General features: G+C 59.1%; 20 protein-coding genes. 6 read left to right on the top strand and 14 right to left on the bottom strand.

Annotation, left to right across the window (positions count from 1 at the left end; translation table 11 throughout):
* Positions 1–62 precede the first annotated feature (62 nt).
* The 5 genes from ACMXYI_RS11925 to ACMXYI_RS11905 all read left to right on the top strand — a co-directional run bounded on the left by ACMXYI_RS11925 (position 63) and on the right by ACMXYI_RS11905 (position 5,446).
* A complete protein-coding gene (locus tag ACMXYI_RS11925) occupies positions 63–779 on the top strand; it encodes a response regulator transcription factor (RefSeq protein ID WP_123365373.1) in 717 nt (238 codons plus the stop codon).
* Positions 776–2,293: a sensor histidine kinase gene (locus ACMXYI_RS11920; protein ID WP_415773346.1), complete on the top strand. Its 1,518-nt coding sequence runs from the start codon at positions 776–778 to the stop codon at positions 2,291–2,293. The genes ACMXYI_RS11925 and ACMXYI_RS11920 overlap by 4 nt, the downstream gene beginning before the upstream one ends.
* A 64-nt stretch (positions 2,294–2,357) precedes the next feature.
* On the top strand, positions 2,358–2,873 hold the full coding sequence (locus tag ACMXYI_RS11915; protein ID WP_415773345.1) for a hypothetical protein: 516 nt from the start codon (positions 2,358–2,360) through the stop codon (positions 2,871–2,873).
* 137 nt (positions 2,874–3,010) lie between these two features.
* Positions 3,011–3,715, top strand: coding sequence for a hypothetical protein (locus ACMXYI_RS11910; protein ID WP_415773344.1), 705 nt, complete (start codon positions 3,011–3,013; stop codon positions 3,713–3,715).
* A 300-nt stretch (positions 3,716–4,015) separates the two neighbouring features.
* Positions 4,016–5,446, top strand: a complete 1,431-nt coding sequence (locus tag ACMXYI_RS11905; protein ID WP_415773343.1) for a PLP-dependent aminotransferase family protein — start codon at positions 4,016–4,018, stop codon at positions 5,444–5,446.
* A 169-nt stretch (positions 5,447–5,615) separates the two neighbouring features.
* On the opposite strand, the gene ACMXYI_RS11900 is transcribed toward ACMXYI_RS11905, so the two are convergent.
* The 10 genes from ACMXYI_RS11900 to ACMXYI_RS11855 form a co-directional block, all read right to left on the bottom strand.
* Positions 5,616–6,416, bottom strand: coding sequence for an N-acyl homoserine lactonase family protein (locus ACMXYI_RS11900; protein ID WP_415773342.1), 801 nt, complete (start codon positions 6,414–6,416; stop codon positions 5,616–5,618).
* A gap of 14 nt (positions 6,417–6,430) precedes the next feature.
* The gene (locus tag ACMXYI_RS11895; RefSeq protein ID WP_415773341.1) at positions 6,431–7,390 is read right to left on the bottom strand and encodes a diiron oxygenase; all 960 of its coding nucleotides are present in this window, start codon (positions 7,388–7,390) and stop codon (positions 6,431–6,433) included.
* Positions 7,391–7,457: 67 nt separating this feature from the next.
* Positions 7,458–8,216 (bottom strand): TauD/TfdA family dioxygenase, encoded by a 759-nt coding sequence (locus ACMXYI_RS11890; protein WP_046045964.1) that lies wholly within the window; start codon positions 8,214–8,216, stop codon positions 7,458–7,460.
* 21 nt (positions 8,217–8,237) lie between these two features.
* Positions 8,238–9,110 (bottom strand): branched-chain amino acid aminotransferase, encoded by an 873-nt coding sequence (locus tag ACMXYI_RS11885; RefSeq protein ID WP_415773340.1) that lies wholly within the window; start codon positions 9,108–9,110, stop codon positions 8,238–8,240.
* A 24-nt stretch (positions 9,111–9,134) separates the two neighbouring features.
* Positions 9,135–10,475 (bottom strand): KamA family radical SAM protein, encoded by a 1,341-nt coding sequence (locus ACMXYI_RS11880; RefSeq protein WP_415773339.1) that lies wholly within the window; start codon positions 10,473–10,475, stop codon positions 9,135–9,137.
* Between the two features lie 31 nt (positions 10,476–10,506).
* Complete coding sequence (gene yfcF / locus ACMXYI_RS11875) at positions 10,507–11,151, bottom strand: glutathione transferase (RefSeq protein WP_415773888.1); 645 nt, start codon at positions 11,149–11,151, stop codon at positions 10,507–10,509.
* A gap of 206 nt (positions 11,152–11,357) precedes the next feature.
* Complete coding sequence (locus ACMXYI_RS11870; RefSeq protein ID WP_415773338.1) at positions 11,358–11,843, bottom strand: cupin domain-containing protein; 486 nt, start codon at positions 11,841–11,843, stop codon at positions 11,358–11,360.
* 84 nt (positions 11,844–11,927) lie between these two features.
* Positions 11,928–12,422 carry a RidA family protein gene (locus ACMXYI_RS11865; protein WP_415773337.1) on the bottom strand — a complete coding sequence of 165 codons (495 nt, stop codon included), beginning with the start codon at positions 12,420–12,422 and terminating at the stop codon, positions 11,928–11,930.
* A 49-nt stretch (positions 12,423–12,471) separates the two neighbouring features.
* Positions 12,472–13,752: a biotin carboxylase gene (locus ACMXYI_RS11860; protein ID WP_415773336.1), complete on the bottom strand. Its 1,281-nt coding sequence runs from the start codon at positions 13,750–13,752 to the stop codon at positions 12,472–12,474.
* A 43-nt stretch (positions 13,753–13,795) separates the two neighbouring features.
* The gene (locus tag ACMXYI_RS11855; RefSeq protein WP_415773335.1) at positions 13,796–14,896 is read right to left on the bottom strand and encodes a hypothetical protein; all 1,101 of its coding nucleotides are present in this window, start codon (positions 14,894–14,896) and stop codon (positions 13,796–13,798) included.
* Between the two features lie 149 nt (positions 14,897–15,045).
* Between ACMXYI_RS11855 and ACMXYI_RS11850 the strand changes: the two genes are divergently transcribed.
* Positions 15,046–16,455, top strand: coding sequence for a PLP-dependent aminotransferase family protein (locus ACMXYI_RS11850; RefSeq protein ID WP_415773334.1), 1,410 nt, complete (start codon positions 15,046–15,048; stop codon positions 16,453–16,455).
* A gap of 187 nt (positions 16,456–16,642) precedes the next feature.
* Here the strand turns inward: ACMXYI_RS11850 and cyoE are convergent, their stop codons facing one another.
* From cyoE to cyoB, 4 genes are read right to left on the bottom strand one after another with little or no spacing between them, the layout of a single operon-like run.
* Positions 16,643–17,530 carry a heme o synthase gene (cyoE, locus tag ACMXYI_RS11845; protein ID WP_095132943.1) on the bottom strand — a complete coding sequence of 296 codons (888 nt, stop codon included), beginning with the start codon at positions 17,528–17,530 and terminating at the stop codon, positions 16,643–16,645.
* 11 nt (positions 17,531–17,541) lie between these two features.
* Entirely contained in the window at positions 17,542–17,877 is a 336-nt protein-coding gene (gene cyoD / locus ACMXYI_RS11840; protein WP_008147629.1) for a cytochrome o ubiquinol oxidase subunit IV, read from the bottom strand.
* A complete protein-coding gene (locus ACMXYI_RS11835; RefSeq protein ID WP_008147627.1) occupies positions 17,878–18,504 on the bottom strand; it encodes a cytochrome o ubiquinol oxidase subunit III in 627 nt (208 codons plus the stop codon).
* Positions 18,505–18,507: 3 nt separating this feature from the next.
* A complete protein-coding gene (gene cyoB, locus ACMXYI_RS11830) occupies positions 18,508–20,538 on the bottom strand; it encodes a cytochrome o ubiquinol oxidase subunit I (RefSeq protein WP_223429788.1) in 2,031 nt (676 codons plus the stop codon).
* Between the last annotated feature and the right edge of the window lie 3 nt (positions 20,539–20,541).

The raw sequence follows: 20,541 nt of genomic DNA, 5'->3' as shown, positions 1-20,541 counted from the left end.
GTGATAACTCAGGCCCCGGAAAACCCGCACAATGCGCTCATTGCGCCGAAGGATTGAGCTTGATGGAACAGACCAAACGCGTCCTCGTGGTCGAGGACGACCTGCATATCGCCGACCTTATCTGCCTGCATCTACGCGATGAGCAGTTCGAGGTGGTGCACTGCGCCGATGGCGATGAAGGCATGCGACTGCTGCAGCAAGGAAGCTGGGACGCATTGATCCTCGACCTGATGCTGCCCGGCGTCGACGGCCTGGAAATCTGCCGCCGCGCCCGCGCCATGGCCCGCTACACACCGATCATCATTACCAGCGCGCGCTCCAGCGAAGTGCACCGGATTCTCGGGCTCGAACTCGGCGCCGACGATTACCTGGCCAAACCCTTTTCCATGCTCGAACTGGTGGCCCGGGTCAAAGCGCTGTTGCGACGGGTCGACGCCATGGCCCGCAACCTGAAAATGGACGCCGGCAGCCTGATCACGGACGGCCTCTCCATCGACCCGATCACGCGCGATGTGTCCCTTGACGGTCGCCGCCTCGACCTCACGCCACGGGAGTTCGACCTGTTGTATTTCTTCGCCCGTCAGCCCGGCAAAGTGTTCTCGCGCATGGACCTGCTCAACGCCGTCTGGGGCTACAGCCATGAAGGCTACGAGCACACCGTCAACACTCACATCAACCGCCTGCGGGCAAAGATCGAGGCCGATCCGGCACAACCGGCGCGCATCCTCACGGTGTGGGGGCGAGGCTACAAATTCGCGGCCAGGGAGGAGCAGCCGTGAGACTGACCCTGACTCAGCGCCTGTCTCTGGTTTTCGCTGTGTTGCTGCTGGTGTGCTGCGGCACGTCGGCCTGGATGCAGGTGCGGTCCAACCAGATGCATGAACTGGAAGTGGTGCAAGGGTTGTCGCGGGATCTGGCCCGGCACATCGCCCATGACACCGTGCTGATGGACACCAAAGGCCTGATGCCCGACGCCGTGCGCGACCTGTTCAGCAAACTGATGCTGGTCAACCCCAGTGTCGAGGTCTATCTGCTTAACCCCGAGGGCCGGATTGTCGGAAGTGCTGCGCCCGAGGGTCGGATACGCCGGGAGCGGGTCGATCTGGCGCCGATCCAGCGCCTGCTCAAGGGCGATGCCCTGCCGATTCTCGGCGACGATCCGCGCAGCGTCGATGGCCGCAAAGTGTTCAGCGCCGCGCCATTACAGGTCGATGGCAAACCGGTGGGTTATCTGTATGTGGTGCTGCTGAGCGAAGAGCACGACCGCTTCGCCGAACGCGGCGCCACCAGCGCCGCCCTGAATACCGCGCTGTTGTCGATCGGGCTGGTGGCGTTGCTGTGCCTGATTGCCGGTCTCACGGCATTCGCCCTCATCACCCGACCTTTGCGCCGCTTGACCGAAACCGTCAGCCAGTTCGACATTGATGGCGCTCCGGTAACGCCGCCTGCATCCATCCCGATGGAAAAAGCCGCCAGCCACGATGAAATTGCCATACTCGACGCCACCTTCCGGCAGATGCAGGCGCGCCTCGGCGAGCAATGGCGTTCATTGACCCGCCAGGATCAGGAACGCCGTGAACTGGTGGCCAACATCTCCCACGACCTGCGCACGCCTCTGGCCTCGCTGCACGGTTACCTGGAAACCTTGTCGCTCAAGGACGCCACGTTGTCCCCCGCCGACCGCCGCCGTTACCTGGGCATCGCGCTGGATCAAAGCCGCAAGGTGGGTGGTCTGGCGCAATCGCTACTGGAACTGGTGCGCCTGGAACATGGTTTCGTGCAGCCGGTGCTGGAACGTTTCTCGCTGACCGATCTGGTGCAGGATATTTTCCAGAAGTTCGAACTGACGGCCGAGGCGCGTCACATCGAACTCAAGGCCACCTTCGCACCCAATGTTTCGGCGGCCTGCGCCGACCTTGGATTGATCGAGCGGGTGCTCACCAACCTGTTCGACAACGCCCTGCGCCACACCCCGCAAGGGGGAGAAATCGAGCTCAGCCTGCGCCCTCAAGGACATTTTATCGAAGTCACCGTCAGCGACACCGGCCCCGGCATTGCTGCCGAATTGCGCGAAGGTCTGTTCCTGCGCCCGTTCAACATTGGCGGCGCACGGCGTGATGGCGGACTGGGGTTGCGGATCGTGCACCGGATCCTGCAATTGCACGGCCGCGAGATCCAGCTGATTGATGTTCCCGGACGCGGCGCGACCTTCCGCTTTTCGTTGGCGGTGGATCAGCAAACGGCCGAGCAATTGGCGGTGCGGTCGATGAATCTGAATACGTTGGGGAAATAGTCGGCTGCCTGGGCCGCAGCAACGGCTAATATCCCGGCACCCATTTCGGCAAGGACGCTGCGCGATGCTCAACACCCTGCAAAACACCCCGCTGTGGGTTTACGCGATATTTCTGCTGCTGTGCTACTACGGTGTCAAAGCTCTGTCCCCGACCAGTGAAAGCAAAACTTCATTGCTCGTCACAGCGCCGATCTTGCTGGGCTGGTCACTGTTTTCGCTGAACCTGACGCTGAATCCGCAGCTATCGGTCAGTTGCTGGTTGGCCGCCGTCATCCTGGGCAGCCTCGCGGCGCTGCTGATTTTCCCACGTCAGGGCATTGAGCTGGATGATCCGCAAACCGGCCTGATCGTGCCGGGCACAGCAAAAACCCTGGTGCTGTATCTGCTGTTTTTTGCGGTGAACTATTACTTCGGCTACCAGGATGACGTTCACCCGGAAATGGCCGCCACCCTTGAGATGTTGCTGCTCAAGGCGTCGGCTTCTGGTTTTGTCTGTGGACTGATCAGCGGTCGGGCGTTGAAGTTTTATCGGCTGCTGCTGACACTTCAGGCAAAACGCCCCCCGATAGCCGCTGGTTAAAAGCCGCTGTACCAAAAATGATGACCAGCCGCCTGTTCATCCGTGACAACGCCGCCTCGGTCCAATAGATTAGGCGGCCTGAAAAGGCCCAGAGCTTTCTCGCCTCAATCCAAGTTAAAAGAAGTAGTGAAATTTCAATGTCCGATTCCAATACCGCTGAATCCGTAGTCACCTTGTCGTCCAAAGCGGAATACGAAAACTCCATCAATCTTTCACAGCACGTGCCCCAGGCCAAGACCATCAGCGAGATGGTCCTGGATGCTTTCCAGTCCACCCGGGAAAGCGACCAGATTCGCGAGCTGCGCGCCGCGATTCGCCAGGCTCACGACAGCTTCGACGACGATAAAGCCTACGATTTGATGGGCGAACTCAAGCAGCTCAAGGACGCCGAAGCTGCCGACATTGCAGCCCTGGAAGACTTGAGCAGCAAATTCCCGATCAGCCGGATTCTCTCCAGCTTCAAGGACGACCCGGCATTTCAGGAATTGGTCTATGGCCTCGCACTGAAAGTGCTGAACCAGACCCACCAGGCCATCAGCAACCCGAGCAGCGGCAAAAGCAAGGCGGCTCGCGCCAAGAAAGATGTCGAAGTGTTCACCATCAGCAAAGACGGTATCAGCGTGACGCTGCCGCTGCGCACCCCGCGTTCGCGACTGAACGTTGACCGTGAAGCGCTGGAGTTCCTGGGCTTCACCTTCGTCGGCGAAGGCGAAGAAGCGGAGCTGGAAAGCGAGACATTCCTGGACAATGCCGGGGCCGAACAAGCGGTTAACCGCAAGAACATCATCACCGCGCTTCAGCAGCAAACCGCGTTCGATGGCTACAGCATCGCCGGGCAGTAACACGATCCATCAGCGGCGCTTCGGCGCCACTGACCCAAGAGCCCCGCCCTAGAGCGGGGCTTTTTATTGCCCGTGATTTTATAAAACCCACAATTCCCCTTCCTGTTGTCGTCGCCCACACCGAGACAGTTGCAAAGTGCCACCCCGTTCGGCAATCAATGCCCAAAGGCACTCAAGCCACGGTGATTCGGCGCCAGAAAAACACTTTTCCTTAACCCTTCAGCACCACGGGTCCGCCTGCAGGGAGCGTCAACTCACTTTCCAGCCCAAGACTTCAGTGGTGCGATTGCTGAGGTCATCATGAACACAACTCCCCTCTACCGTCAGTTGGCCAACCACTACCTCGACGCGATCCGCAGCGGCACCTTGAAAACCGGTGAACGATTCCCCTCCATTCGGCTGATGATGGAAAAACACGCCGTCAGCCTGTCGACCGCGGTGCAGGTTTGCCGGGAGCTCGAGGACTGTGGCGTGCTGGAAGCCCGGCCGCGCTCCGGCAACTACATTCGCCAGCCCGATACGTTGCGCAAACCCGTCCCGATCGCGCCTCCCCCACCGCTGGACACCGGCGTCTACGTCGGCATTCACGAGCAGGTGTCATCGGTCCTCAAGGCCAGTCAGCGCGCGACGATCAAGGTCAATTTCGCCAGTGCCTTCTGCGCGCCGGAACTCTATCCGTTGAAGATCCTGCAAGATCATATGATCAAGGCGCTGCGTCACGATCCGCACTTGCTCGGCGCGGCGGGTTCCACCTGCGGCAACAGCACATTGCGCAACATCCTTGCGCGACGGGCGCTGACCGCAAAGGCCAACCTGCCAGCAGAAAAGATAGTGATCACCAACGGCGCGACCGAAGCGATCAACCTGGCCTTGCGCGCGGTCACCCAACCGGGTGACACAGTGGCTGTGGAATCACCGACCTTTTACGGCTTGCTGCAAATTCTCGAAAGCCTGAACCTGCGGGTGCTGGAGGTCCCGGCGACTTCGCACGCCGGAATCAATCTGTTCGCCCTCGAACAATTGCTACAAGGCCCCGAACGGATTCAGGCGCTGATCGTCATTCCCAACCTGCAAAATCCACTGGGCAGCATCATGCCCGACGCCAACAAGGCGCGGCTGGTGCAACTGTGCGCCGAGCACGCCACGGTACTGATCGAAGACGACACCTATGGCGATCTGGTGGATACCGAGCAGCCACTGTCCACGCTCAAGCACTGGGACCGCACTGACAACGTGATCTATTGCGCATCCCTTAACAAAACCCTGGCACCGGGTATTCGCCTGGGCTGGATCAGCGCGGGGAAATGGCACGACCGCGTGGAAATGCTCAAACACACTCAGTCCCGGGGATGTGAGGCGTTGTCGCAACTGGCGGTCAGTGCGTTCATGAAGACGCCGTCCTACGAACGTTACCTGCGCCGCTTGAGGAAAATCCTGACTCACCAACGCCAGCAAATGAGCGCGGCGATTATTCGCTACTTTCCTGCCGGTACCTGCGTGACCAATCCTCGGGGCGGTACGTTGCTGTGGGTGGAACTGCCGCGCCAGCATTCGTCCATGGCGTTTTTCCATGAGGCGTTGAAGGCCGGCATTCAGATTTCACCTGGGGATATCTTTTCCAACGGCCAGCGTTTCAATCACTTTGTGCGCATTGGTTGCGGCGCGCCGTATTCACCCCGCATAGAGGAAGCCCTGACGACCCTCGGCCAACTCCTCAAAAACCAGGGCTGAACACACCTGTAGCAGCTGCCGAGCCTGCGAGGCTGCGTTCGGCGGCGAAGCCGTCGCAAACCATCCATCACAGTGTTCCAGGTAAACCACCGTGACCGGATTGACGACTGCTGCGCAGCCGAACGCAGCCTCGCAGGCTCGGCAGCTGCTACAGGGTTCAGTGTTGGGTTCAGAGAGGGTTTTGGTGCAGGCAGATGATGTGCGGATCGTCATTCCAATGCGGGAAACGCTCGGCAATCAGAGGGTCATGGCCGGGAATGACATGGTATTCGCCGTCAGCCAGGCTATCGATGAGACTGAACGCCTCAAGCGTCTGCGCCAGATCATCGAGAATCGGAAACGGACTGCGCTGACGGATGTTGGCCCACAAATGCGCAGCATCCGAGGCCAGAACAATCCACCCGCGCTCAGTGTTCACCCGTACGACCTGGCTACCCGGCGTATGCCCACCCACCGGGTGCAATGTCACACCAGGCACCACCTCCACCGTGCCGGTGTGCAAACGCATCCGGCCTTCAAACAGCGGCGGAAGCGCCGACATCACGTCGTCGACCTCGTAGGTTTTGTTCACCGTGTGATGGGCCATTTTCGGCCCGGTGCAGAAGCGCAGTTCCGCTTCTTGCAGATGCACCGTGGCCTTCGGAAAAAGCCCCAAGTTGCCGGCGTGATCCCAGTGCAAATGGGTGAGGATCAGGTTGTCGACCTGCGCCGGATCAATATCCAGTTGGCGTAGGGATTCTTCCGGCAAGCGATACATCTGACGATTGCGCCGATCCGCCGTGGCCGGTTGAAAACAGGTGTCGACCACGATCACCTGCTGCTCGTTACGAATGACCCAAAAGTAATAATCCAACGGCATCGACGCATTCGGATCACCGCAGCAGGCGTCGTAGAGAAAGTTTTCCCGGGCGGTGCGCTGGGCATTGGCGCCGACACGGATCGCGAATACTTCGTACACAGGAACGGACATATTCACCTCCTGGTTCAGGCCGCTGCGGTGGTTTTGAGGGTCGGACGGAAGTCGAAATCGATCTCGTCGCTAATCCCCAGATCCTGTGCCAGACGATGCAGGCCGCTGTAGTCCCGCATGATCGTGGCGTTCTTGTTGCTCTCCCGGGTGTCGGCGATGATCAGCGCGGCGTCTTCGACTCCGAGCTGCGTCAGAATCGCTTCCCACATCGAGTAGTCCTGGGCGACAAAGGCACTCAGAGCAACGGACAACGTGCGGGCGAAAAACGCCCGTTGGGGCGGCTGCATGTTCGCGTACATGACCTTCGCCACTTCAGCGAGAATCTTGCTGTGGGCATATTCGTCGCGGTTGTGCAGTTCGGCCACGCGGCGGTTTTGCGGTTGAATGCTTTGATCGTCGGCCAGCAAATCCAGATAGGCGTTGACGCTGATCTCGGCCACCACCGCAAAAGTGATCGCTGCCAGGTCGCGCTGCCATGGCTCGGCTAGTTCATCGCGCAGGGCGATCAGCCGCAGGTAGGTGACCGACGGCGGCAAATCCAGATCCTGATCGAGTGCGCGCTCCAGCTTGGTCCGTTCGATGGCCCGCAGGTGCATGAGCGTGTGGTAGTGCTCGTCGATCAACGTCTGCTGCATGGCCTCGCGAAAATGCCAGTCATCCTTGCCCAGGTATTGATTGGCGATGACGCTCAGCGCCGGGTTCACCACATGCTCTTCGGCGGTCACCGTGCGCAGGTTGTAGCCGATCCAGCCCCAGGTCACCACGGTGCTTTTGAGTTCATCGCTCAGGGCCTGGAATTTCGGATGATGGAAAAACGGCACCATGCACTCCGGGTAATCCGGGCGCGCCGGATCGAATGCTTCGCTGGCCTCGGCCTTGTCCGGTGCACACACGGTGGCTCTTTTGGTCCACGCCTGATTGAGCCGCACGACCAGTTGATGATCGACCTTGGCGATCTCGATTGCTGTTTGCATGACGCGATACCTGTAGGACGCGTACCCGAAGACGGGTACGCCAATAGAATTAAGGGCGACGGATGAATCAGGCCAGCCAATAGCGGGTCAGGTTTCGCGCCGGGTCAGTGTATCGGCTGCGGGCGTGGATCATTCGCCAGTTGTCCCAAATCAGCAGGCATCCGTCGGGAATCAGCACCGGTGTGTTGTGCTCAACGAAATACGCTTCGCCCAGGACTGCGAACCTGGCCAGTGGCGACGAGCTATTGGCGACTTGCGAGTGCAGCAGAGCTTCCTTGGAAGGATTCACATCGCCGTAGTGAAACTGGTTGTAGCTGAAGCGGAAAATATCCCCGTCTTCTGTAGGCGTCAGGATGTATTCCTTGACCCGGCGTTGCGCGGCTTCACCGGGTTTGGCGGTAGCGACGAATTCCACAGGCGTGTCGTCGATCCATTCACGCAACTCGGGGTCGGTGCGTTCGAGGAACGCCAGCAATTCATAACCATCCACCAACCCCGTATGCCCGCCACCGCATGTGGCCTGTTGATGACAATGCAGCGCCAGGTAGCGCGGCGGCGGTCCGTAAACCGGCGCTTCGGTGTGTGGGCCGATTCCGTTCATGCTCTGGGAATACGGCAAGTCTTCGTACCCCGGCTTGCGGGTGATGGCGAACGCGGTCTGCCCGTTGAATTGCGGAATGACCGGGCCGAACTCCTGTAGCGTGCCGAGCACATCGTCGGCGAACTCGTCCGGCGTCAGCACCGTCCAGCCTCGCGCCGACAATTCTTCGTGGCGGTGGCCCAGTGAAACGTAAGGTTTAGACGCGACAATCCCTTGATCTGACATGGTGAGATTCCTGGCGGTTTATCAGGCGTTGACGGTTGAGGTGTAGGCGGCAATGAATTCGCGACAGGCGTTGCCCGGTCGATAGCGATGTTCATCGATGCGCTGCACGGGTGTGATTTCGGCAGCGGTACCGGTGAGAAAACACTCGTCGAAGTCGCCAAGTTCTGTAGGAACAATGGTTCGCTCGACCACTTGGTAATCCAGCGCCCTGGCCAGTTCGATGACGGTCTGACGAGTAATGCCGTTGAGGAAACAATCTGGCACCGGGGTGTGCAACGTCCGACCTTTGACGAAGAACACGTTGGCGCTGGTGGCTTCGGCAACGTTGCCGCGCCAATCGAGCATCAAGGCGTCGTGGTAACCGCTGTTTTCAGCATCGTGCTTGCTCAGCGTAGCGATCTGATAATGCCCGGATGCCTTGGCTTCAAACGGACTGCAGCTCGGTGGCGGACGACGCCACTCGGCGGTTTTCAAACGAATGCCGGCCATGTGCCCGGCCGGGTCGAAATAGTTCGGCCATTGCCAGCAGGCGATCGCCACATGGACGCTGTTGAAGCGGGCCGAGGTGGAAATCATTTCACTGCCGCGCCAGGCCACCGGCCGCAGATAACCGTCGACCACGTTATTGCGTTGCAGCAGTTCATGACTGGCCGCTTCCAGTTCGGCCAGCTCATAGGGAATGACGAAATCCATCAACTGAGCCGAGCGATACAAACGCTCGCTGTGTTCGCGCAGTTTGAAGATCTTGCCGTTGTAGACACGCTCTCCTTCATACACCGTGCTCGCGTAATGCAGGCCGTGGGTCAGCACATGCAGCCGCGCCTGGGACCACTCGACGAACTCGCCGTCGAGCCAGATGAAACCTTCTCGCTGATCAAACGGGATACCGCTCATATCCATATCTCCTGATGAATCGTCCTACGCCGTTTCGAGCAGAACCGGTATTAATTCGGGCGCCGCCACAGGCTCGGGCTGAAAGAAGAACAACCGCTCGCCAAACGCCGGCCGCAACTCATCGAACCAGGTCGCTTGCGGATCGAAGCGCGCATAGAACGTGCGCAACACCCATTGCGGATCGCGAGCCTGGAGGAACTGCAGCACGAAGACTTTTTCCCCGGCCACGGTTTCGATGCCGTTGATCAACACCTTGCCGTAGAAGGTGCTCATGGACGGACCGCGGACCGTGCGCGCCAATCCGGACACCGTTCGGTACGCCGCCTGAAAGATCTCGAATGCCCGGGCCAGCGGCATTGCGAAGTAATGGCTGGGGCCGGTATCACGTTCGACAAACATGTAATAAGGCACCGCGCCGAGCCGCACGCCTTCGGTCCAGAGCGCCGCCCAATCAGCGGGGTTCTCGTTGATGTGCCGAATCACCGGTGCCTGCATGCGCAACGTCGCGCCGCTGGAACGAATGCGTTCGATGGCCTGGCGGGCGATGTCCTGACGGATCTCCACCGGGTGGTTGTAGTGCCCCATGATCGAGAGATTTTTCCCCGCCGCGACGATCCGCTTAAACAGCTCCAGCAGCTCGGGCGCGTCCTTGTCGCTGACAAACCGTTGCGGCCAATACGCCACGGATTTGGTGCCGATGCGGATACTTTTCAGGTGGGGTAATTCCAGCAACGGCTCGATGTACCCGGCCAGCGAACGGGTGTTCATGATCATCGGATCGCCACCGGTGATCAGCACGTCGGTGACTTCGGTGTGCACCCGCAGGTAACTCACCAACTCCTGGGATTCGCGCGCATTGAACTTGAGTTCTTCTTCGCCGATGAACTGCGCCCAGCGGAAACAGAACGTGCAGTAGGCGTGACAGGTCTGACCGGCGCCGGGGAAAAACAGCACGGTTTCGCGGTACTTGTGCTGAATGCCCGGCAGGACTTTTCCGTCGAGGGTCGCGCCATTGTGGGTCAGCTGCCCGGCCGGATGCGGGTTCATCCGCAGCCAGATCGCCTCGATCCGCCGCTTGATGGCGACGGCGTCATCCCGTTCGATCAGTTGCTTGAGCGACGCGTACTCGTCCGGCAGCAGCATGTCCTTGTGGGGAAAGGTCATGCGGAAAATCGGATCGTCCGGGATGTTGTTCCAGTCGATCAACGTGCCCAGTACATATTCATTGGTGCGAAACGGCATGACCCTGGCCACGACGGTCATGGCTTCCTGCAACGCTGGCGTCAGTTTCTGCCAGTACGGCGTGTCGCGAATGGTGCGTGAGTTATAGGGCTTGTAGCGTTCCTGCTCCGACATTCCCTGCATGGCAGCGCTCCTGGTGATTAGCTGGCAGTTCTTACTGGATGGCCGGCGCTACGCGCTCTATGTCCATCCATGCCCGAACACTGTCGCGATCCCACTGACGGCGGACATACGCGGCGAGTCGGGAGGGAACCTGATCACCGTTGGCGACCAGTCGGTTGAGCATGATTGCCAGGTCGGTATCGGCAATGCTCCAGTCACCGAACAGATGCTCGGCGCCCCCCTCCAGCAATCGATCGGCGACAAAAAACAACCGGTCGACGGCGGCCAGGGCATCGTCGGACAGCGGCGTATCTTTTTTGCCGAAATAAATAAGATCCGCCGGGCGTTCTTTGCGAATGACCAACAAATCACTGCGCAACCAGGCCTGGAGTTGACGGGCGCGCGCTCGCTGCTTGATGTCCAGCGGCAATAGTCTGTTATGCCCCGGCGCTAGTTCTTCCAGGTACTCGGCAATGGCCGAAGATTCCGACAATGCGAAATCCTGGTGAATGAGCGTGGGAATCTTGCAGGTCAGCGAAAGATTACGGTAATTCGTTTGGTAGTTTTCTCGCGCCTTCAAATCCAGCGTGACAAGTTCAAATGGAAGTTGTTTTTCCTTCAACGCAACAAACGCCGACATCGCAAAAGCACTGACAAAATCTGCGCCGACATACAGTTTAAGCTTTGTACTTTCCATAGAACGCTCCCTTGCATTAACCACATTAATCCGTTGCCTTGGAAGTAATCGTAGTTAGTTGGCAAAGCGCTGAACAGATACAGAAATTATCTGTTTCTATCGATACAGAAAGTTGAAAAACGCAATTCGTCAGGCGGATTCTGGAGGGGGTCAGAAAAAAAAGGGAGTCAGCGAACGCTGACTCCCTGAAGTAAAAGGCAGGGCGATTACGGCTGGAGGGTGATCAGCCCGTGGCTGTCGGCAAAATTGGAGAGCAGCGCCATTTGCGGCATGTTACTCATGTTCAGCATGGCCAGCGGCTCGGTGGTGCTAGTGTTGACGAAGCCGTGTCTTGTCCAGGCCGGCACCAGCAAGACATCGCCGGTGTTGACGTTCACCTCATCGGCGTCGCCCAGGGTTAACGCGCCGCTGCCGGACTGAATGATGAACAGGTGCCACCAGGAATGGGAGTGGCCGTTAAGCACCACGCCGGGTTTCAACCACTGCATGGCAACCGCCATGCCGGGCGTCACTTCACACCCTTCGATGCTCTTGTCGTGGGCCAATGCGACGATATCGACGTCACTGGCCTCCAGCGTCTGACGCAAATCCGTTAGCTCCGCACCTTTCCAAACTCGCGGACTTACCGGTTGATGATGCAAACTTTGACGAAAGTTCTTGTATGAAAAAAATGCACCCTGAACATTATTCATCCGCGAGTTCCAACTTATTCTTCCGACTTGAGTGACGGAACCTTAGGCCAACCATTCAGCACTGTAAAGCCGAACAACTAACACTTATAACGCTGACGGTTTCAGCGCTGCAATCATGTCGACTTCTATCGCGGCATTTTTCGGTAATTGATAAACACCCACGGTCGTTCGAGTATGTTTACCGGCGTCCCCCAACACATGACTGAATACATCCGAAGCTCCGTTGGCCACTTCACTGAGATCAACAAAGTCCGCAGTGGATTTCACATAGACCGTCACCCGTATCAGTGACTTGATTTTATCCAGCGAACCAATGGCATCAACGATCAGCGCCAGCCCGCGCATCGCGCTGATACTGGCTGCCGCTTGAGCATCTGCCATGTTCAATTCCAGGCCGACTCTGCCGGGGTACTGAATTTCGCCGTTCATGCGCGGCACCAGACCGCTGATGTACAGTTCATCGTGATGCCGAATCAGCGGAGCATAACGCCCGCCAGCAGTGTTCTCGCCGTAGATGTCATAGCCGAGCTCTTTTGCCAGGTCGATGAAACGCTCATCACAGCTCTTTTGCTCAATCATTTACCAAACCCTCTGAATCAATAATGCAAAAAATGCAGGTCTCCACGGCTCAGCCGCAGGCCCTCGTCGCCGGGACCAGGCAGGTGACCTCGACGCGTGACTCGATCACCTCTGCCAGCCGCAACAGGTTGTCGCTGAGTTGTCCGTAGTCCTTGCCGAACAGCACGATGTGGCCGATGAATGAGGTGTTGTCCTTCACCAATGCCGTGACCGAATCACCGACACGCTTGGCATACACCGCTTCCACCAGTTCGATGTTCAGTTTTCGGGCCAGCGATTCGATGTCTGGCGTGGCGCGCAAAAGACCGTCAGCCGGTGCTCTGAGCAAACGGATGCCGCAATAACCCCGGGCGACGGGATCCTGGTGTTCGGTCTTGCCTTCCACCGCCCATCTGACCCAGCTTTCCCACGGATCGAAATCCACGAACGCCAGACGGGCCAGGTCCCAGATGTGCATGCCGCCGGGGCGCATGTTGGTTTCCACTGCAGAGGTCAGGCCGTCGGCGCGCAGGAACACTTCGTTGTGGTAGGCGCCGTTATCCAGCGAGACCAGCCCGGACATGTGATGTCCCGCAGCCGTCAATCGAGCCTGCACGTCGGCCGTCAACGGCGCGGGCACCACCTGCTGGATTTCCGCGCGATAGGCGCCTTCAGTGGTGGTTTTTTCGGTAACCCAGGTGCTGCCGGCCACGTAATCCCAGCTGTATTCCTGGGCGTTCTGGATCAGCTCTTCGAGCACGATGCCGCCTTCGCGATACGGCTTGAGTGCCTGCCAGGCCTCGTCGCATTCGGACGGATGATGGATGACCCGACAACCTCTGCTCGCCCCTTCGCAGGCCGGTTTGATAAAGGCTTTGCCGCCCAGTTCGATGACCCTCTGGCGCAGTTCGGGCAAGCTCTCGATGCGTGCGGAAAACACCGGACGGTAATCCTGCGGTGAGGTGCTGGCAGCCGCTTCCAGTTTGCGAAAAACCTGCTTGTCCAGCCCGGCCCTCGCCTCGGCCGGGGTGATGCCGGGCAGACCGAAATGGGAAGCCAGCGCGGCGCCGAGCAACACGCCACGATCAGAAAAAGGCAGAACCCCGATCAGCTTCCATCGATCGGCATTCAGACAGCCCACGACCAGTTCGAGGGAGGCCGCTACCTCTTCGGGCGCCAGTGAAGTGCTGCAGACGTGATCGGCCACTTGCTCGTCATCGGGCTGAATCTGATCGACCAGCAGGATGAGCCGGGCGTTATAGAGCGTTTTGCAGAGCTCGCGCAGTTTCTGGATGTCGTGAACCCGATTGCCGTTGTACCCGACCACGACTACGCATGATGTCGTATTCATGAAGCCTCCGACCTGTGAAAGTGAATAGCGCAACCGCGATGAATCAGTCGTGCAACGACGCATTGGATTTACGGTTGAGGTAGTACCAGGCCAGGATCCCGCCCGCGCCAATGGCAGCCAGCACCAGCGCGTTGTACGGCGCCGGTACGACCCGCATGATCAGCACCGTCAACCCGGCGCCAACGCCGAGGGAGACTTCCTTGACGAACATGTTGTTTTGTTTGACGGAGAAGTAATCGAGGTAGCTGAACGCACATTCGGCGAGGGACAGCAGCGCCACCCAGATCAGCGCACCGGCGAGGGTTTCGACGTGGAAAGCAGCCGGAGACGAAAGCACTGCAAAGCCGCCGATGATGATCCCGATGACAGCCACCACCTTGAAGCGCCCGGTGCGCTCGATCAGTTTCATCACCGGCACCTGGGCGAACACCACCACGGCGCTGTTGAGGATCAGCATCAGGCCATACCAGGCCGGTAATTCACCGGTTTCCAGGAGGATGGCTTGCGGCAGGATCGAGAACACGCCGAACAGCTTGATCCCCATGATGATGCCGGCGATTACCCACGGCAGTTTGTTGCGCCAGCCACTGCCATCCTGGGTCGCAGGGCGGGCAACCACTGCATCAGTGGTAAAGGTGGCGCCCATGGCGATGGGCAGGCACAGCAGGACGAAACTCGCTGCGCCGAGGAAGAACATCGTCGGGGTCAGCAGCGGCGACAGCAGGATCAGACCCGCCAGCAGGCTACCCATGTTCATCGCCACCCGGTTGTACGCCGCGCCCTCTTTGGTCTGGGCGGCCTCGCTCTTGATCAGGTACCCGGCAATCGCGATTCCGTAGGCAAACAACGCCGCAGCAAACATCACCATGCCCTGGTTGCTGGTGACCGCGAGCAACACCAGCCCGAGGGCTGCACACAGCAGCGTGACGCTCAGGGAGCGGCGGCCCAGCACCAGCAAAGTCAGCGGCAAAAGCAACAACAAGGCCCGATAACCAAGGGCGAGAATGCTGTTGGTAGCAGTGTCGAGCCAGACGTTGGCCTTGCCCAGCACGGCGAACAGCGACACGGCGGTGATGATCCGGATTGTGAACAGGCGGATGTTGATCACCGGTTTGGCGATGGCGACCGTTGTTTGAACACTCATGCAACACCTCTGAACCGAGCGATCGCGGGGGCCACAGCACACCGACAATCAGAAAAGTCTTTAAGGCGATGGTAGAGAAAGACGCTTGTTCTGATCAGAGCAAGTTCGTATAGAATCAAACGAACTTTACTGCCGGAGAGACCAGTAAAATGCAGGCTCAACGTGCAGTGATCGCCGCCATCGAATTCCAGCCCGGCGTGCCGCTGGTCCAGCAGATCGTCGACCAGCTGTCGCTGGCGATCGCCCAGGGCGGGTTGCCTCACGGGGCCAAGCTGCCGCCGATTCGCGAACTCTCCGACTTGATGAACGTGGGCAAATCCACGGTAGTCGATGCGCTGGACCGCTTGCGGGCCAAGGGCGTGGTGGTTTCACGTCAGGGTTCCGGGCATTACGTGCACCGCACCAGCACCACACTGCACACCGGCACCGGCCCGGATCTGCAACCTCAAGACACCCTCAGCGTGGTCCGCCGCGCATTGCTGCTGGACAACGGCGCCCTGCGCCCCGGCTGCGGATTCCTGCCGACCTCGTGGCTGCCTGCCGACGAATTGCTCAAAGCCGTGCGCGGCACCCTGCGCGCCACCAGTCTGCGCATGGGCGAATATGGCGTTGCCGGCGGTTACCTGCCGCTGCGCCAGGCGTTGCGGGTCAAGCTGTCGACCTTCGGCATCGAAGTCCCGGTGGATCAGATCATCACCACCGCCAACACCATGCAGGCCATCGACCTGCTGATGCGCCTGCTGATCAAACCCGGCGACACGGTATTGCTCGACGACCCTTGCTACTTCAACATGCACGCCAACCTCGCGTTGCATGGCGCCAAGGTCATCACCATCGCCCGGGATTGCGACGGCATGGACCTTGAAGCCTTCGAACAATTGGTGATCGCCCACAAACCGGTGCTCTACATGACCAATAGCACCCTGCATAACCCCACCGGGCACTCGTTCACCCCGGCGCAGGTGTACCGCTTGCTGGAACTGAGCCATCGCCACAACTTCCACATTCTGGAAGACGATTTGTACGCCGACATTCAGCAACGCCGCACGCCAAGACTGGCCGCGAGCGGGCTGGACAATGTCAGCTATATCTCCGGCTTCTCTAAAACCCTGACCGCCAACAGCCGCGTCAGCTATGCCGTGCTATCGCCACAACTGGCGGCGCGCCTGGTCGCGCTGAAAATGGCCTGCGGCGGCGTGACCTCGGAACTGGCCGAACATATCACCTGCACCATGCTCAGCGACGGCAGCTACGCCAAACACGCGCGGCGTACGGTGGATAGGCTGTACGAGTCCAACAGCAGGGTGGCGGGTTGGCTGGAAGAGGCCGGGTGCTCGGCGTCGTCGCTGCCGGGGGAAGGGTTGTTCATCTGGACGCGATTGCCCGAAGGACTGCATGCCGAAACGCTGGCGAGGAAAGGCCTGGAAAACGACCTTGTGCTGGCTCCCGGCACCTTGCTCAGCAAAGCGCCGGACGCTAGCCACTTCCTGCGCTTCAACGTGGCGCACAGCGATAACACCCAGGTGCGTGAGCGGTTTTTCCGGTTGCTCGATAGCTGAGTTTTCCTGATAGACCGCGGTTGATCGTTCCCATGCTCCGCGTGGGAATGCCTCTTGTGACGCTCTGCGTCACGCTTCTGGGACGCAGAGCGTCCCGGGCTGCATTCCCACGCAGAGCGTGGGAACGATCAATAAAAAGCCCCGCACTTCTCTCGAAGGCGGGGCTTTTCTTTGCAGCCTCTGAATCTTAAGGCGCGTACGTCAGCAACAGCTCACTCGGCACTTTAAAGTCCAGCGACATCATCACGCTCAACGCGGTAATGGTGAAGATCGAGAACACGAACAGCTTGCGTGCCCAGACCGTGTCATCCACTGCCTTGTAGCCGGTCCAGGCCATGTACAACCAGTACATGCCCATGGCCGCGGCGACGGCGAGGTAGCTCATGCCGGCGTAGCCGCTGAAGGTCAGCATCAAGGTCGCCACGAGGAACGCCAGGATGTAGAGCAGGATGTGCTTCTTCGCCACTTGAATCCCGCGCTTCACCGGCAACACCGGAATCGATGCAGCCAGGTAATCGTTGAAGCGGAAGATCGCGATGGCGTAGGAATGCGGCATCTGCCACAGGCTGAACATCACCAGCAACGTCAGTGCAGCCATGTCGAAGCTGTTCGTCACAGCGACGTAGCCAATCACCGGCGGCATGGCGCCCGACAGGCTGCCCACCAGCGTGCCGTGAACCGACTTGCGCTTGAGGTACAGGCTGTAGAAACCGACGTAGATGACAAAGCCGATCACCGCGAACAACGCGGCCAACGGGTTGGCCACTTTGTACAACAGTGCAACGCCGAAAACACCCAGGACGGTCGCAAACGCCAGGGCCAGTTTCAGGGAGATCAAGCCCTGGACCAGCGCCCGGTTCTTCGTGCGTTCCATCTTCAGGTCGATGTCGCGGTCGATGCAGTTGTTGAACACGCAACCGGAAGCCACCACCAGCGACGTGCCGATCATGGCGGCCAGGAAAATGGCCAGATCGACATGCCCTTTCGAGGCCAGGAAAAATCCGCCTGCCACAGAAAGCACGTTACCGAAAATGATCCCCGGTTTGGTGATTTGGATAAAGTGCTTAAAGGACATCCGGACTTTCCTCAGTGCGCCATCATGTTGGAGTGGATGCTGAACATGATCCACAGCGACAGGCCTACCAACAGGACGATGACCAGTGCAGCGAAGACAAACGCGATCACGTTGTTACGCTGGGCAGCGGAGCGGTCCAGGTGGAGGAAGTACACCAGGTGCACCAGCACCTGGATGACTGCGAAGGCCAGTACGATCCACAGAGTCAGGGCTTTCGGCAGCGATGGGTACATCACCAGGCCGAAAGGAATGACCGTCAGGATTACCGACAGAATGAAACCGATAGCGTAAGACTTGACGCTGCCGTGGCTGGCGTCGTGGCTATCGTGGGAATGAGCGTTAGCCATTTACATAGTCCCCATCAGATAAACAACGGTGAATACGCAGATCCACACCACGTCCAGGAAGTGCCAGAACAGGCTCAGGCAGCTCAGACGGGTCTTGTTGGTCGCCGTCAGGCCGTTTTTCTGCACCTGGTACATCATGATCGCCATCCAGATCAGACCGCTGGTCACGTGCAGACCGTGGGTGCCGACCAGGGTGAAGAACCCGGACAGGAAGCCGCTGCGGCTAGGACCGAAGCCTTCGGAGATCAGCATGTGGAACTCGTTGATCTCCATGCCGATGAAGCCGGCACCGAACAGGAAGGTCATGCCCAGCCAGCCCAGGACCTGGTTCTTCTTGCCCTTGAACAACGCCAGCATGGCGAAGCCGTAGGTGATCGAACTGAACAGCAGCAGAGCGGTTTCGCCCAGTACGTACGGCAGTTCGAAGATGTCGTGGCCCGACGGGCCACCCGCTACGTTGTTAACCAGTACCGCGTACGCCGCGAAGATCGACGCAAACAGAATGCAGTCGGTCATCAGGTAGAGCCAGAAACCGAATACGGTCATCTCGCCCGAGTCGTGGTGATGGTCGTCGTGCCCATGGTCCGTGCCATGGGCGTGTCCAGCAGTGGTCACTAAGTTCGACATGGTTTAAGCCTGTTCCAACGAGGTTTCAACACGGGTGGCGGTGGCTGGAACTTTCCCGGCCGCTACCAGACGCTTGTGCTGCTCGGCTTCGATGCGCTCGATCACGTCGACCGGCACCATGTAGCCTTGATCATCACGTGCAGCGTGGATCACGAAGTAGCCCACGGTGCCAACCAGGCCAACGATGGCCAACCACCAGATGTGCCAGATCATCGCGAAACCGAACACGGTCAACAGAGCACCCATGACCACACCGGTCGCGGTGTTGTTTGGCATGTGGATCGGTTCGTACTTGGCCGGAGCCTTGTACGCGGTACCGTTTTCCTTGGCTTCGGTGAACGGATCGATGGTGTCCGCTTTTGGCAGCACGGCAAAGTTGTAGAACGGTGGTGGCGACGAGGTCGACCATTCCAGCGTGTGCGCATTCCACGGGTCGCCGTGTTCGCACATGTTTTCCGGCTTGTTGCGGTCACGCACGCTGACGTACAGCTGAATCAGCTGGCAGGCGATACCGACCGCGATCATCACCGCACCGAACATGGCGACGTACAGGTACGGCACCCACTCAGGGTTGGTGGTGGCGTTCAGACGACGGGTCATGCCCATGAAGCCCAGTGCATAGAGCGGCATGAACGCGACGAAGAAGCCCGAGATCCAGAACCAGAACGCTGCCTTGCCCCAACCTTCGTGCAGCTTGAAGCCGAACGCTTTAGGGAAGTAGAAGCCGAAGCCTGCGATGTAGCCGAATACCGCGCCGCCGATGATCACGTTGTGGAAGTGAGCGATCACGAACAGGCTGTTGTGCAGGACGAAGTCCGCACCCGGAATGGCCAGCAGTACGCCGGTCATGCCGCCGATGGCAAAGGTCACCATGAAGCCCAGGGTCCACAGAACCTGGCTGGTGAAACGCAGACGCCCTTGGTAAATGGTGAACAGCCAGTTGAATAGCTTCACCCCCGTCGGGATCGAAATCAGCATCGTCGCCAGACCGAAGAAGGCGTTGACGCTGGCACCCGAACCCATGGTGAAGAAGTGGTGCAGCCATACCATGAAGCCCAGGATCGAGATCGCGCCCGATGCGTAGACCATCGAGTGGTGGCCGAACAGACGCTTGCCGGTGAAGGTCGAGATGACTTCGGAGAAGATCCCGAACGCCGGCAGAATCAGGATGTAAACCTCGGGGTGACCCCAGGCCCAGAACAGGTTGACGTACATCATCGGATTGCCACCAAGTTCATTGGTGAAAATGTGGAAATCCATGTAACGGTCAAGCGTCAGCAGTGCCAGGGTAGCGGTCAGGATCGGGAACGAGGCCACGATCAGGACGTTGGCCCAGGTGCAGGTCCAGGTGAAGATCGGCATGTCCATCAGCTTCATGCCCGGGGTACGCATTTTCAGCACGGTGGCCAGGAAGTTGACCCCCGTCAGCGTCGTACCCAACCCGGATAGCTGTAGCGCCCAGATGTAGTAATCCATCCCCACGCCAGGGCTGTATTGCAGACCCGACAGTGGCGGATAGGCAACCCAACCGGTCTTGGCGAATTCGCCGACGCCCAGGGACAGGTTGATCAGCACTACGCCGGATACCAGCAGCCAGAAGCTCAGGGAGTTCAGGAACGGGAAGGCAACGTCACGCGCGCCGATCTGCAGCGGCACTGCAAGGTTCATCAGGCCGGTGAAGAATGGCATCGCCATGAAGATGATCATGATCACACCGTGAGCGGTGAAGATCTGGTCATAGTGTTCAGGCGGCAGGTAGCCAGGCGAACCCTCGGTGGCCATGGCCAACTGGGTACGCATCATGATGGCGTCGGCAAAACCGCGCAGCAGCATGACCATGGCAACGATGATGTACATCACGCCGATTTTCTTGTGGTCGACCGAGGTCAACCACTCGGACCACAGGTAGGTCCACTTCTTGAAATAGGTGATTGCAGCGAACAGCGCCAGACCACCGAGCGCGATCATGGCGATGGTTATCATCACGATCGGTTCGTGGAACGGGACCGCTTCCCAACTTAATTTACCAAACATCGT

The organism is Pseudomonas lyxosi (genome assembly GCF_047758685.1).
In the GTDB taxonomy this organism is placed as follows: domain Bacteria; phylum Pseudomonadota; class Gammaproteobacteria; order Pseudomonadales; family Pseudomonadaceae; genus Aquipseudomonas; species Aquipseudomonas lyxosi.
The sequence above is the reverse complement of the archived record's forward strand: the minus strand, read 5'-3'. Positions and strand labels throughout refer to the sequence as shown.